Origin of the sequence: Streptomyces sp. NBC_00872 (genome assembly GCF_045161915.1) — a bacterium.
Lineage (GTDB): Bacteria > Actinomycetota > Actinomycetes > Streptomycetales > Streptomycetaceae > Streptomyces.
On the sequence record NZ_CP108806.1, the window covers coordinates 8,817,430 to 8,832,035 of the forward strand.

Annotated in this window: 9 protein-coding genes; 2 read left to right on the top strand and 7 right to left on the bottom strand. The window is 68.8% G+C overall.

What is annotated here, in order from left to right; all coding sequences use genetic code 11:
* Window positions 1-32: 32 nt before the first annotated feature.
* The 6 genes from OG214_RS37080 to OG214_RS37105 form a co-directional block, all read right to left on the bottom strand.
* Window positions 33-3,011, bottom strand: a complete 2,979-nt coding sequence (locus tag OG214_RS37080) for a glycoside hydrolase family 2 TIM barrel-domain containing protein (RefSeq protein WP_405987282.1) — start codon at window positions 3,009-3,011, stop codon at window positions 33-35.
* A 129-nt stretch (window positions 3,012-3,140) separates the two neighbouring features.
* Window positions 3,141-5,870 (bottom strand): alpha-mannosidase, encoded by a 2,730-nt coding sequence (locus OG214_RS37085; protein ID WP_405987283.1) that lies wholly within the window; start codon window positions 5,868-5,870, stop codon window positions 3,141-3,143.
* Window positions 5,871-5,932: 62 nt separating this feature from the next.
* Entirely contained in the window at window positions 5,933-6,790 is an 858-nt protein-coding gene (locus OG214_RS37090) for a carbohydrate ABC transporter permease (protein WP_363083324.1), read from the bottom strand.
* Entirely contained in the window at window positions 6,787-7,734 is a 948-nt protein-coding gene (locus OG214_RS37095) for a carbohydrate ABC transporter permease (RefSeq protein ID WP_405987284.1), read from the bottom strand. Before OG214_RS37095 ends, OG214_RS37090 begins: the two co-directional genes overlap by 4 nt.
* A gap of 7 nt (window positions 7,735-7,741) precedes the next feature.
* Complete coding sequence (locus OG214_RS37100) at window positions 7,742-9,076, bottom strand: ABC transporter substrate-binding protein (protein ID WP_405987285.1); 1,335 nt, start codon at window positions 9,074-9,076, stop codon at window positions 7,742-7,744.
* A gap of 284 nt (window positions 9,077-9,360) precedes the next feature.
* Window positions 9,361-10,365: a LacI family DNA-binding transcriptional regulator gene (locus OG214_RS37105; RefSeq protein ID WP_405987286.1), complete on the bottom strand. Its 1,005-nt coding sequence runs from the start codon at window positions 10,363-10,365 to the stop codon at window positions 9,361-9,363.
* Window positions 10,366-10,799: 434 nt separating this feature from the next.
* Between OG214_RS37105 and OG214_RS37110 the strand changes: the two genes are divergently transcribed.
* Entirely contained in the window at window positions 10,800-12,047 is a 1,248-nt protein-coding gene (locus tag OG214_RS37110; RefSeq protein WP_405987287.1) for a cytochrome P450, read from the top strand.
* Window positions 12,048-12,103: 56 nt separating this feature from the next.
* The gene (locus OG214_RS37115) at window positions 12,104-12,820 is read left to right on the top strand and encodes a hypothetical protein (protein WP_405987288.1); all 717 of its coding nucleotides are present in this window, start codon (window positions 12,104-12,106) and stop codon (window positions 12,818-12,820) included.
* A 45-nt stretch (window positions 12,821-12,865) separates the two neighbouring features.
* On the opposite strand, the gene OG214_RS37120 is transcribed toward OG214_RS37115, so the two are convergent.
* On the bottom strand, window positions 12,866-14,551 hold the full coding sequence (locus OG214_RS37120) for a BTAD domain-containing putative transcriptional regulator (RefSeq protein ID WP_405987289.1): 1,686 nt from the start codon (window positions 14,549-14,551) through the stop codon (window positions 12,866-12,868).
* Window positions 14,552-14,606 lie beyond the last annotated feature (55 nt).

Genomic DNA, 14,606 nt, shown 5'->3' on the forward strand with positions numbered 1-14,606 from the left:
TCCAAGGAACAGCCTGTGTCACCCGGGCAAGCTCAGTCGCCTGCCGTGATGCGGAGCCTGATCGTGCGGGATTGAGGGCGCAGTGCGAATTCGGGCCATACGTCCGGTCCGCAGGCCCGTGAGCCGAGTCCGTGCTGGGCCGCGTCGACGATCAGGTGACTCGTCGTCGACTCCGGGAGTTCGAAGGGGTGTCCGGCTCGGGCTATCTGCTGTGGGGTGTGGCGGCTGAGTGTGAAGCCGGGGCGGCGTCCTTGTGTGTCGGGGATGGTGGTGACGCGAAGCACCCTGGCGCCGCCGCTCGTCAGTGTCAGCTGCCGTAGCTGGGAGCGGTGACCCGTCTCCTGGGGGCGCGCGTAGTCGACGGAGAGACCGCGGACGGTGGAGGAGAAACGGCCGGTGCGTGCCGCGCGGAGGCTGTCGGGGTAGGACTCCAGCGGGCCGAGGCCGAACCACTCGGCGCCGTCCACGGGAGCCGCGCCGTCGGGCAGATCGAAACGGATCCCGATCCGCGGCCACACCGTCGGCCACCCCCTTGAGGGCTCGATCTCCACACGCAGTTCGAGTTCGTCGCCCTCGACCGACCAGACGGACTCCACCATCACCGACAAGGCGGAGTCGGCCGCGGAGACCCTGTCGAGGGTTCGCAGGGCTTTCGCGGTGTGCTCCACGGATATCCGCCGTGCGGTCAGCCGGTCGAGACCGTCGCGGCGCCACAGTTGAGCGTGAGAGACCCCGGCGACACTGGCGTCGCTCTCCTCGACCTCTTCGGATGTGCCTTCGTCGTTGTCGGTCGGGGCACGGAAGAGTTCCAGCCGCGGGCCCGCCACAGCGCGGCCGGCGAGGCGCACCAGGGACCCGTCGGTGAACTCGGCGATTCCGAGGGTGAGTGTTCCGGCGCCCTGCCGCCAAGAGGCCTGGGGCCGGACAGCCGGCGTGGGACGGCGTGCAGAACGGTCCAGCTGGGCGGTCGCGATCACATGCCCCTCGCTCGCCCAAGCGGTCCCTGCCGCCAGCACCGCGTCGATGGTGAGCCATGTCTCCGCGTCGTGCGACACCGGAATCGGCGGCAGGGGTACGCGCTCCGACTCGCCCGCCGCGACGACGGGGACCTCCATGTCCCCGGAATCCACGGGCGTCCCGTCGTGCTCGACGCGCCAGCGGAAGCGCAGGTCGGAGGTGTCGGCGGAGTGCCGCAGATTGGTGATCGCGACGTGGTCGCCGTCGAAGGTGAAGCGGACCGGCTGCACGACCGCCTTGAACTCGTGGAGACCGGGGGTCGGGACGTCGTCGCTCAGCAGCATGCCGTCCATCACGAAGTTCCCGTCGTGGACGACCTCTCCGAAGTCGCCACCGTACGCGTAGTAGGGCGTGCCGTCCGGGGCCGTCGTCAGGATGCCGTGATCGCGCCATTCCCAGACGAAACCGCCGTGCAGCCGCGGATGCTCGTGCACGAGCGCCTCGTACTGGTCGAGCGCTCCCGGCCCGTTGCCCATCGCGTGGGCGTACTCGCAGAGCAGGAACGGTTTGGTGCGCTGCCGGGCGCCCTGCGCGGGTGTGCAGTTCAGCAGCGGGGAGCGTGAACCGTCGGTCCCGATCTGCTCGGTCTCCGGCACCGACGCGTACATGCGCGAGTAGATGTCGGTGTATTCGCCGGTGTGGTCACCTTCGTAGTGCACAGGCCGTCCGGTGTCGCGGGCATGGACCCACGCCGACATCGCGGCGAGGTTGCTGCCGGTTCCCGCTTCGTTGCCGAGCGACCAGATCACGATACTGGGATGGTTCTTGTCCCGTTCGACGGTGCGCTGGACGCGGTCGAGGTACGCGGCACGCCACGCCGGGTCATCGCTCGGATTGCCGGCCCAGTCGAGTGCGGCGAAGCCGTGCGTTTCGAGATCGCATTCGAGGATGACCCAGAATCCGAGTTCGTCGGCGAGGTCGAGCAGACGTGGATGCGGCGGGTAGTGGCTGGTGCGGATCGCGTTCACATTGAACCGCTTCATACGGGCCAGGTCTTCGCGGGCGTGCTCCTCGTCGAAGACGCGCCCGCGCTCGGGGTGGGTCTCGTGGCGGTTCATCCCGTGGAACACGACACGGCGGCCGTTGACCAGGAACCGGTCGCCGCGGATCTCGACCGTGCGGAAACCCGTCCGTATGGCGATGCTCTCCGCGGCCGTCGACACGGTGACGTCGTACAGGCGGGGCCGCTCGGCGGACCAGGGCTCCACGCCGTCGATGTCGAGAGGTGCTACGTCGGCCGCTGTCGCCCAGACCCGCTCGACGCCGAGTTCGGGGAGGCGAAGGGTGACCGGGAACGCCGCCGCGTCGGCGGTGATCTCCGTCTCGATCCGTCCGCGTCCGTTGTCGAACGCGGTTCGCAGCCAGACGTCCTCGATACCCCCGGCGGGCCGTGCGATCACGGTGACATCGCGGAAGATGCCGGGAAGCCACCACTGGTCCTGGTCCTCGACATAGCTGGCCGCGGACCACTGGTGCACCCGGACAGCGACGACGTTGTCGCCCGGGTGTACGGACGAGGTCACGTCGAATTCGTGGGCGAGCCGACTGCCGCCGGCGCTGCCGATCTCGTCGCCGTTCACCCACACCTTGAAGACCGATTCGACACCGTCGAACCGCAGCACGACGCGCTCCGCTTCCGACCAGTCGGAGGGCATGTCGAAATGGCGGCGGTAGTCGCCGGTGGGGTTCTCGTCCGGTACATGAGGCGGGTCGATCGGGAACGGGAACCGCACATTCGTGTAGATCGGCCGCCCATAGGCTCCGTCACCCTGGAGCACCCAGTGGGAGGGCACCGGGATGCTGTCCCAGCCGCTGTCGTCGAAGCCTTCGGCCGCGCAATCCTCGGCCGCCGGCACCGTCGGGGAGAGACGGAAACGCCAAGGCCCGTTCAGCGAACGTGAGGGGGCGTCGGAGTGCAGCCACGAGCGCGCCGCGCGCAGCGCGCCACGCCCTGGTGTGGTGTCCGAAACGTACGCGGAAAGTGCGGAGGGCAAGAGGTCACGACTCTTTCTTGGTGACAGGAGGATCCGAGTGACAGGAGGATCCGAACGCCGGCCGGGTGCGCCGCCGTGAGCGATCGGGGGGTTGGGCTCGTCCTTCGTGTGCGTCGCCGCTGCCGTCGTCTACCGGATCACGACCGTTCGGATCTCCCATGGGCCGAGGGTGAGTTCGAGGCCGTCGGCGGCCGGCGTCGAGGAGAGCGGCCGGCCGAGCAGGTCGACCGTGGTGGCCCGGGTGAACGCGCCCGTCACGCGGGCGGTCGATCCCGTGTCGCTCATCGCGACGAGCCGCACCTCGGTGCCGGCACCGAGAGCGTCGTCGGTGACACGGCGGATGCTGGAGACGAGGATGTCCGCGCCGTCGACTCCCACCCCGGTGGCGTCGGGGGGCAGTTGGTCTCCGGCTGGTGCGGTCCCGCGGGCGACCAGCACGTCGTTGCGGAAGTCCTCGGCGAGAGCGACCGCGTTCGCGCCCTGCCAGCCGGTCGCCGAGGGCACGACCGCGAAACGGTTCTCGATACGTACGCCGAGATCCTGCGCGCCCGGTGCGGGGATCTCGGTCGCCGCAGGCTCGTCACGGAGCGGATGGATGTTGACACTGATCGAGCCGATCGCGCGCAGCAGGGTGATGGCGAGTTCGGAGCCGTCGCCGACGAGTTCGTACTCGGTGGCGTGGTCGAGCAGTACGTTGGCGGCGCCGGCCGACACGAACGAACTCGCGGGGAAGGTCGGGATCGGATATTCGCCCCAGCCGCCCTCGGCGGTGAGTCCCCGTTCGGTGACGGCGAACTGTCCGGCGGACGCGGACACGGCCGCCGGCTCGGGCAGCGGCACATGGAAACGCAGCCGGTGGTCGGCGGACTGGTTCAGGAACGCTGTGGAGACACGCACGAACGGCTCACCCGCGCGCACCTCCACGAGCATCTCCACCGGGGTCGGCGCGGTCCGGTCGCCGCGCAGGTCGCGCTCGGAGGAGAGCGCGGTGGGCCATTCGTAGACGCGGGTGACCCGTACCCTCGAACGCAGCGGACCGTTCTCCAGGAGTTCGACGGCGGTCGTGACCGGCCGCGACACGAGCACATCGTGTGCCGGCGGGGCGTAGTTGTAACTGTCGCCGCGGTCACCGCCGTCGACGAGGCGGCCGACTCCGCGCAGTACGGTGCCGTCGGCCCCGGTCACGTCCAGCGTGCCGTCGGCGGCGACCACGACCTCGACCAGTCCGTTCGACAGTGTGCGGGCCGTCGCCGTCGCGGGTGCGAACGCCGTCGGCCGCGCGTCGGTCCGGTCGCTCGCTCCGACCCGGAAACTCGCCAGCCCGGAGGCGGGGACGTCCACGGGCACCAGCGCGGTCGCGCGGGCCTCCTCCAGCGTCAGCACCGTCCACTCACCCGGATGCGCGGCGGCCGCGGCAGCGACCTCCTGACGCAGGATCAGCAGGTCGAACGGTCCGCCGGCCGGTACCTCGGCGAGATGGAAGACGAGCGAGCCCGGGGTGAGTTCGTAGTGGTCGATCAGACGGCCGAAGAGCTCACGGCGATGGATGCGGCGCAGCACACGTTCGAGCTGCGAGGCGTCCATACGCTCGTCGCTGAGCACGGTCGGGGCCTTCGAGACCAGCTGCACAGGATGCGTCGAGCCGTCGGCGGCGGTCGCGGTCAGAACGGCTCCCTCGGTCGGGGCCGCGACATCCACCTCGACCAGTGCCGTGCGCGGGAACGGCAGCGGGTTGGCGACCAGATAGCCGTCGCTCGGTACCCGGGCGGCGGGCTCGGCGAGGGCCGTGTCCCGGACCGCGCGCGCGGTGTGCGCGGCTTCGGCGAGCCGCGCCTCGACCTGCTCGGCGGTCTCGTCGGTGCCGGAGCCGACGACCGAGTCGTGCGCGCTCGACTCGATGATCTTGTGCCACGCGAGCGAGAGGAAGGGCGAGTCGTCGCGCTGGGACCACAGGGCGTTCATCCGCTCGGCGTGGTCGACGGTGCGCTCGGCGACGGCCATCCGCTGCTTGAGCGCGAGCCGTACGGAGAGCACACCGGGGAGGATGTTGCCGCGCACATGGCTGCGCAGCTCACCGGTGACGACGGCGGAGACCTCGTCACGTACGTGCTCGCGGATGTACTCGTCGAGTGTGGCGATGGTGATGGCACGCTCGTCGCCGGACGCTTGCCGCAGCCAGGCCGCGAGTCGCGGGTCGGGCGCGTTGTGATCGGTGCCGGCCATCGCGAGCAGCGGATCGTCACCCCACCGCTCGGCCGTCATCCGCGCGTAGTCGTCGAGCGCGCGCCCGATCCGGTCGGGCACCAGCAGGATGTCGAGGCCGTTGTCGTAGCCGTCGAAGAGGAACTCGGTGCGCACCTCGGAGCCGTCGGGAGCGCGCCAGCGGAAGGCGTGGCCGTCGACGGAGCCGGGAACACCGCGCCACAGCGCCGCATGCGCGATTCCGGCGCGCGCCAGGATCTGCGGCATCTGCGCGACATGGCCGAACATGTCCGGCAGATAGCCGATGGGCATCGAGCCGCCGAGGGCCGCCGCGGACGCCCATCCCATCTGCAGATTGCGCACGATGGTCTCGCCGGAGCAGAGGAACTCGTCGAGCAGGATGAGCCACGGTCCGATGGCGAGCCGGCCGCCGGCGACCAGTGCCACGACGCGGTCGCGGTTCTCCGGCCGCATCTCCAGATAGTCCTCGATCGCGGCCATCTGCCCGTCGACGGTGAACCGGAAGTCCGGGTTCGCCTCGGCCGTCTCCAGCACGGTGTCGAGAGCGGCGACAAGCCGGTGCCGGAACACCTGGAAAGGCTCGTACCACTCCCGGTCCCAGTGGAAATGGGGCACGAAGACCGCGGAGTTCTGCATGGGGAAAGGAACCTTCTGTGTCGGCGGGGCAACGGGGGAGACAGCGGAGCGGTGGTACGAGGTCACTTGAGGGAGCCGGTGGCGAGCCCGGTGCGCCAGAACCGCTGGAGGAGGATGAATACGATGATCACGGGCACGATCGAGACCAGCGAACCGGTGATCACCGATTCCTGGAGGAGCGGTGCACGGGCGGTCTGGCCGTTCCACTGGTAGAGGCCGAGCGTGATCGGGAAGAGCGATTCCTTCTGCAGCATCACCATCGGCAGGAAGAAGTTGTTCCAGATGGCGACGAACTGGAACAGGAAGATGGTCACCAGCGACGGGGTCATCAGCCTCATCGCCACCGAGAAGAACGTACGGAACTCGCCGGCGCCGTCCAGGCGCGCCGACTCGATGATCTCCTGGGGCACGGCGGCGGAGGCGAAGATACGGGCGAGGTAGACGCCGAACGGGCTGACGATGCTGGGCAGGAACACCGCGAAGTACGTGTTGACGATCCCGGTCGCCGAGAACAGCAGGAACAGCGGGAGGGCGAGCGCGGTGGTGGGGACGAGGACACCGCCGAGGATGACCGAGAACAGGAACTCCCGGCCACGGAAGGTGAACTTGGCGAGCGCGTAGCCGCACAGCGCGGAGATCAGGGTTCCGACGGCCGCGCCCAGCACCGCGTAGATCACACTGTTCAGAGCCCACCGGCCGAAGATGCCGTCGCTGCGGCTGAACAGGGTGCCCAGGTTGTCGAACAGATTGAAGTGCGAGAACGCCAGCCCGTTGGTGGAGGCGAGGTCGCCCTGCGGCTTTGTCGCCGCGACGATCAGGAAGTAGATCGGCAGCAGGAAGTAGATCGCCAGGAGGAACATCAGGGCGATGGCGACCGTGCGGCTGACACGGCTTTCACGGATCAGGGGCTGATTGCTCACAGTCCGGCCTTCTTCGAGGTCAGTCGCATGAAACCGAAGCTCAGGACGAAGGTGATGACGGCGATGACCACGGAGATCGCCGCGGCCTGCTGGTAGTTGTTCCCGGAGGCCACCGCGTAGGCGAGCATGTTCGGTGTGTAGGTGCTCGAGATGTTCGAGGAGATCTGGCGCAGTACGGCCGGCTCGGCGTAGAGCTGCAGTGTGCCGATGATCGAGAACACCGTGGTGAGGACGATCGACGGGGCGATGATCGGGACCTTGATCCGCCACGCGATCGCCCAGTTGTTCGCGCCGTCGAGCTTGGCGGCCTCGTAGAGCTCCTGCGGGATCGACTGGAGTGCCGAGTACATGATCAGCATGTTGTAGCCGGTCCAGAGCCAGGTGGAGACGTTCGCCGCCGACCACAGCACGGCGCCCGGCCCGAGGAAGTCGGGCTGGAGGCCGATGCCTTTCAGCAGGTCGACCAGCGGGCTGAGCTGCGGCGAGTAGAGATACGACCACATGATCGCGGCGATGACGCCGGGCACGGCGTACGGCATGAACGCCGCGATGCGGAAGAACGACTTGAGCTTCAGCAGGGGAGTGTCGAGCAGCAGCGCCATGATCAGCGCGACGAACAGCATGACCGGCACCTGCACGATGCCGAACAGTCCGATGCGCCCGATGCTGTTCCAGAACTCGGTGTTCTGGAACACCTGCGCGTACTGCTCGAAACCGCCGAAGGTCGTGTACGACGTGCCGTACTGGCCGCCGCTACGGCGCACGACGAGGAAGCTCTGCCAGATCGCGTAGCCGACCGGCACCAGATAGAAGAGCACGAACGGGAGGAAGAACGGGGTCAGGAACGCGGCGATGGTGCCCGCCCGGGGGCCGCCGCCGCGGTGGCGGCGACGGCTCCCGGGCGTCACCGCCACGCGGCTCGCGCGGGGTGCGATATCTGTCATGCTGCGGTCACTTGCCCGCTGTGGCCGGGATCGCCTGGTCATCCATCGACTTCAGCGCGGCCGCCTGGGCGGCCGAGAGCGCGTCGGTGAGCGTGCCGCTGCCGGCCGCCGCCTTGGCCACCGCGTCCTGGAGTGCCAGGTTCACCGTCTTCTGGGTGGGACCCCAGGTGAAGCCGGTGTCGATGTTCTTGGACGAGTCGGCGAAGACGTCGAAGATCTTCTCGTTGTTGTAGTAGGGGACGCCCTGCGAGAGTGCGGGAAGGTCCAGACCGGCGGTGGCCGCCGGGTAGAGGCCGCCGAGCTTGTTCTCCAGCGCGAGGGCTTCCGGGTCGGTGTTCAGCCAGGAGTTGAACTTGACCGACTCGTACAGATGCTTGCTGCCCTTCATGAACGCGACGGTGGATCCGCCCCAGTCGCCGGAGGCGGCGTTCGAGCCCCAGGTGGGCATCGGGACGATCGACCACTTGCCGGCCTGGTCGGGCAGGTTGTCACGGAACATGCTGTAGCCCCAGGCGGCGCCGACGTAGCTGGCTATCTGGTCCTTCTGGTACGCGGCGTACATCTGGGTCGAACCGTGGGCGAGGTCGGTGCGGACGAGCTTGGCGTCGATCAGCTTCTGCCAGTACTCGGCGACCTGCTTGCTCTGGTCGGACGCGACGGTGACGTGCCACTTGTCACCGGCGTAGCTGTACATCTCGGCGTTGTTCTGCCAGAGGAGTCCGTTGAACCACTCGGCGTTGTTCGGGTCGAAGAACGTGATGCTGAGGTCGGAGTCGGCCTTGTGCAGCTTCTGCGCGTCCGCCGCGTACTCGTCCCAGGTCTTCGGGACCGTGAGGCCGTGCTGCTTGAAGATGTCGCTGCGCACGTAGAGGGCCATCGGACCGGTGTCCTGAGGGAAGGCGAACACACCGGTGTCCCCGAAACTGGCCTGCGACCAGGTCCACGGCACGAACTTCGACTTGGCGGCGGTGGCCGCCGAGCAGGCCGAGACGTCCACGAAGGCGTTCTGGGTGCGCAGGTTGGGAAGTTCGTCGTAACCGACCTGGGCGAGATCCGGCGCCTTGTCGGCCTTGAGGGCGTTGCCGAGGGTGCCGTACTGGTCGTTGGAGATGTTCTTCATCTCCACCTGGATGTCCGGGTTCTTCTTGTTCCACAGGGCGACGACCTGGTCCATGCCCGGAACGGTGTTCCAGTACTGGAGGGTGACTTTGCCCTTCGCTGGCGCGCAGGAGGACGCGGACGCGTCACCCGACGGAGCGGGCGACGAGCACCCGGCGAGTACGGCGATACTGGCCGCCGCGGCGATGGCGGCGAGGCGGATGCGCGTGACGGTGCTGCTCATATTTTCCGTTCCAGAGGACGACTAGCGGCGGCGCTAGACGGGTCGACGTTGACACTCAGGCGGGGGATGCCTTCTGGTTGGAATGGACAGGACACAACGGGGTCGGTTCAGCGCCGAGCACCGTGGCAGACATGGGAAAACCATGCATTCCGCCCGTGAGCGTTCACGTGAACGTTCACGTGAACGTTCACGGGAGCGCTCACGGGAGCTGTGAATTGTTCGGAAGTGTGCGCTCCGGTGCGGTCGAGTGTCAAGACTTTGGAGTCGCGCACGAGTCCGGCAGGTTAAGCGGACCCGCCCAGCCGCAGTTCGGCCCGGACCACGAGATCGTCGGCCCCCAGCGGGTTCACCCCGGTCAGCAGCCTCGCGGCCTGGTCGATGGCGAGCGCGCCGAGCTTTCGCGTGTCGAGGGCGACGCTGGAGAGCGGGGGCTCGACGAGGGTCCCCAGCTGGAGGCCGTCGAAGCCGATCACGGCGAGATCCCGGGGGACGCTCCTGCCCAGCCGGCGCGCCTCGCGCAGGGCGCCGATCGCGATGATGTCGTTGAAGGTGAAGACCGCGGTGACATCGGGATGGGCGGTGAGCAGGGCCTGGAGCGCCGCTCCGCCGCCGTCGGCCGACTGCTCCGCACCGACCGCCAGACCGGCGTCGATCCCGTACGCCGCGGCGGCCTTCGTGAACCACTCGCGCCGGATGCTCGGCTCGGCGCGGCCGTCGTGGTCGAGCATGCCGATCCGGCGGTGCCCCCGCGCCACCAGGTGCGCGACCGCGGCGTGGACGCCCTCCTCGCCGTCGATCCGGATCGAGCTGAACCGCGCCGTGTGGTGTTCGCGGCCGATGAGCACCACCGGGGCGCCGCGGGTGAACCGCTCCAGATCGTCCTCGGAGCAGCTGAAGTAGCCGACGACCGCGTCCACCTGGGAGGCGATCACCTGCAGTGTGCCGAGTTCCTCCTCGGCCCTGTCCGCGGTGTCGTATACGACGACATGCCAGCCGCGGGCCCGGGCCGCCTCCAGCGCCGCCGCGGCGACCTCGGTGAAGAACGGGTTGAGCAGGTCGGGGATCACCAGGCCGATGGTGGTGGTGTCCTGCCGGACCAGACCGCGGGCGAACCGGCTCGGCCGGTAGCCCAGCTCGCGGGCGGCGTCGAGCACACGCTGTTTGGTGGAGCCGTCGATCTCGTCCTTGTCGTTGAGCGCCCGCGACACGGTCTGACGGGACACTCCGGCGGACCGGGCGACGTCATGGATCGTGATCCTCCGGGGTTCCGTCCCTGACGACGACACCATCGCGCACCTCCCGCTGCTCGCGGGCACCCGCGTGCTCGCAGGGCTGAGTATGCCTGTGCCGGGCGCGGCAGCGCGATGCCCGGTGTTTTCGCGGACCTGACCTCCAGGCTCAGCGGACCACGGCCGCGCGCGTGCCGCCGCTCACGGATCTCGGTGACGGTGACCGCGCCGGCGAAGTCGGGTGACCGCGCCAGGGAAGCCGTAGGGGTCGCCGCCGCCCGAAACTGTTTGCGGGCGTCGGCCATTCGCTCGATGCCCTGTTCAGCACATATGTGTGGCGCGTTCGCCACCGTTGCCAGGCTCCGGATCGGCGCGTAGAAGAAGAGGACAAGCCCGACGCCGTGCGGGCCGGCGATCCGGGTCCGGGCCCTGCCGAAACCGACATCGACGGCCGCGATATGCCCCCGGAGCACGGCGGTCGAGAGGAGCGCTATATGTCCGCTTTATCCGATTCTCGGTGTCCTGTGCTGGATCCCACCGCCCGTGCGGCCCATGCCGACGCGGCTGTTCTGCGTGCCATGGGCCCGGCAACCCCGGTCGAACTCCCGGGAGGTGTCCGCGCCTGGTCGGTCACACGCCACAGTGTCATCCAGAAACTGACCAGCGACCCCCGCGTCTCCCGCGATCCCCGGCACTGGCCCGGCCTCGCCGACGTACCCGAGGGCTGGCCCCTCGCGGTCTCCGCCCTCATGCAGAACTTCCTCAACGCCTACGGCGAGGAGCACCGCAGGCTACGCCGCAGGATGGCCCCGTCGTTCTCACCGCGGCGGGTGGAGGCGATGCGCCCGCAGATCCAGGCGACCGCGGACAGGCTGGTCGAAGCGCTCCACTCCCTGCCGCCCGGCCGGAGCGCCGACATCCGACGCGCGCTGTCCCTGCCCCTGACCATGACGGTCATCTGTGACCTGTTCGGTGTCCCCGAGGCCCTCCGGGAAAAGCTCGGTGCCTCCATCGACGCGCTGATGGACACCACGGCGAGCCCCGAGCAAGGGCAGGCCCGCATGGCCGAACTGTACGCACGGCTCGTCGAGTTGCTGGAGCACAAAAGGGCGCACCCCGGGGCCGACTTCACCAGCGACCTCCTCACCCCGCCCACGGAGAGCGAGGCACCCCTGACCGACAAGGAACTGCTCGACCATCTCTTCCTGATGCTCGCCGCGGGGTACGAGACGGCCGTCAACCTCATCACCAGCGCCGTCCACGCGCTGCTCTCCCGGCCCGAACACCTCGTCCAGCTCCGGCTGACCACGGTCAGCTGGGACGACGTCATCGAAGAGACACTCCGCCACAACGGCCCGATCATGCACCACCCGATGCGCTACGCCATCGAGGACATCGACCTCGGTGAAGGTGTTCTCATCCGCGGGGGCGAACCGGTCATCATCGCCTTCGCGGCCGCCGGACGCGACCCCGAGATCCACCCGGACAGCCCGGACACGTTCGATCCCACCCGAAGCGGCAAAGAACACCTCGCCTTCGGCCACGGCCCCCACTTCTGTCTCGGAGCCCACCTCGCCCGAGCGGAGACCCATATCGCTCTGACCACCCTGTTCGCCCGCCTGCCCCACCTCACTCTCGCCCATCCCGACCAGCCGCCCGCCCCTGTCCCCTCGCTCTCCCTCAACGGCCCCGCCCAGCTCCATGTCGTCCCCCACCCCGGAGCTCCGGGAACTGACGGATAACCTCCCGCCGCCGGGCTGATGGACCGGTGGGCAGAGCCGGATGTGATGATGCTGTCGTGCTGGACGTGATCGAAGCGATCGACGCGGTGGACTGGGGCGCCGTGCCGGGCCGTCCCGGCTGGTACGAACCGGCTCGTGCGGCCGGCGGTCTGCGCGCCCTGGCCCGCGCGGCGAACCTGGTGGAGGCCGCGGAGGCGCACTCCCTGCTCGGCGGCGGCGGACTCACGCACGGACACAGTGCCGCGGTGTTCCCAGCGGCTGTGACCGCGGCCCCTCTGCTGCTGGACATCGCCCGGACGGGTCACCCGACGGTACGGGACACCGCTCTCGGGCTGCTGGACGAGGCTCTGTCCTCCTTTCCGCACGCCGACTACACACGGGTGACGACGCCCCACGGCACAGCCGTCCCGGTCTGCTGCGCCCTCGCCCATCACCTGCGGGCCCGCGCTGACTGGCTCGCCGGGCTGGGCAGAAGAGGCAGATCCCTCCTCGCCGACGCGGCCGGACACTGGCGCTTCGAGATCCGGGAGTGCGTCGCCGACGGCGGCGGTACGGCCGCCTTCGGGACCCTGGCCGGCCGTTTCCCGGACGGCGTGCACGCTGCGGAACTGCACATCCCGGGGGAGAACACCGTACTGGGCGAGGTCGCTCTCGAATACCCGCCCGTGAAGGGCTCCACCGAAGCCTGCCTGCGGGTCGCCGGACGGTATCCGGGTGAACTGCCGCCGGGCGCCGTCCTGTTTCCGGCGGAGTGCGGTGAACGCGTGCACTGACCGCCTTCCGAACGACTCCTCCACCTCACCGCACAGGACACGGTATTAGGGCTCAAGGAGTTGCTCGAAATCTCTCACCTGTGTCCCGTAGCGCGTGTTCGAGCCCTCCAGTGTGGCCGCCTTCAGAACATCAACTCTTACGTCCGCGACATTACGTGGAGACGTGATACCGGGCGCACGCTCATAGTTCGAGACGATGACGTCCAGGTAGACCGGCGCTTTGAGTTGCCATCCCCGAAGCAGAAGCATCTGGGAAATCGCCGGGTAGGGCGTATAGACGGGATTGACGAGCCAGGTACGCAATACGGCCTCTGAGACGCTGAAGTCCACGCCGGCTCTGCCCAGCGCCCGAATGACAGCGGGGGCGAGTGGCGGCGCGTTCCGGTCCGGGTCCAACTTGATGAGTTCGTCGTAGAGTCGCACCGCGTCGACGATTGCCGCCTGTGCTTCTTTCGCTCTTCCACCCTGGTCCAACTTCTGGGCGGTGGCAAAGAGCGCTTGGGCGCTTTCGACCGAGGGCGGGATCGAGGCCGGGGCCGAGGGCGTGACGGAGGATAATTCATTGCCCTCATCGCGCTGGAAGACGCGCACCGACCCGATCGCTGCGGGCAGGACGACCGCGGTCAGAGCGGCCAGCATGGTGCGCCGGGGTGTCAGTCGTAACCGCACCCGTATCGGCGGTGTGCCGGTCGCGAGTGGGTCGGTCGCGGGTGTGTCCGTCCCGACCGCATCGACGCGCCCGGACGACGTCTTGGGCGGCTGCGGCTCTTCGGCGGAGCCGGGTTCGACGGGTTTGAGGGCGGCGCTGTGATCCGGCGCCAGGGGGCCGTTCAGGGGGCCGTTCTCGGACGGTGTGGTGGGTGACTCGTTGCCGTCCGGGGGAGCGAGATCGGGCCAGTGTGGGGCTACTACGGAGACCGAGGCCGTGGGTCGCGGGCGCGGGGCCGGCGGAGTGACGGGTCTTACCGTGGTGACGGGATCCCTTGGTGCGGGCGGCAGTTCGCCGTGCAGGACGGCCTGATGCAGGGCACGTAACTCGGGACCGGGGTCGGTGCCCAGCTTGTCGGCCAGCCGTTGCCGGACGGCGGAGTAGCGATCGAGGGCTTCCGCGCCCCGCCCGGTCGCGTGCAGCGCTCGCATGAGCAGGGTTTCGAAGGGCTCGACCAGCGGATACTCGGCGGCAAGGTCGGGCAATGTGGCGATCACCAAGGCGGGATGGCCGAGCCGAAGCTCGATCTGTGCCCACCGCACCACCGCGTCCAACCGGCGCTGGTGCCAGCTGTCCCGGACCTGCGCGGCCCATTCTCCAGGAAGACCGGCGAGGGGCGATCCCCGCCACAAGCCCAACGCCTCGGCGAGCGCGGCGGCCCGAACGTCGTCGCCACGCTGTCGGTCACTGCCTTGTTCGGCTAATCGTCGGAATCGGTGTAAATCTGTCAGATCCGGGTCGGCGTTCAGTACATAGCCGGCGTGCCGACGTTCGATCCGCGCCGTTGTCCCGTCGGCGAGAGCGGCGGCCTGTGCCAACAGCCGCCGGATGCGGCTCAGATGCGAATACAGCACGGCTCGGGGATCGGCGGGCGGGGTGTGGTCCCAGACCCGGTTGACGAGTGTCTCGATCGCGACCGGGCGTCGCGCGTCGACGATCAGGGCAGCCAATACCGTTTGCTGCCGTGGCGTCCCCACGTCGAGCGACTGGCCTGCGGACCGTACCTCCATCTCGCCGAACATCCGGAATTCCACGTGTTCCCCCCAAGTGATCGATTGCGAGTGAAAGGCGGCCCGA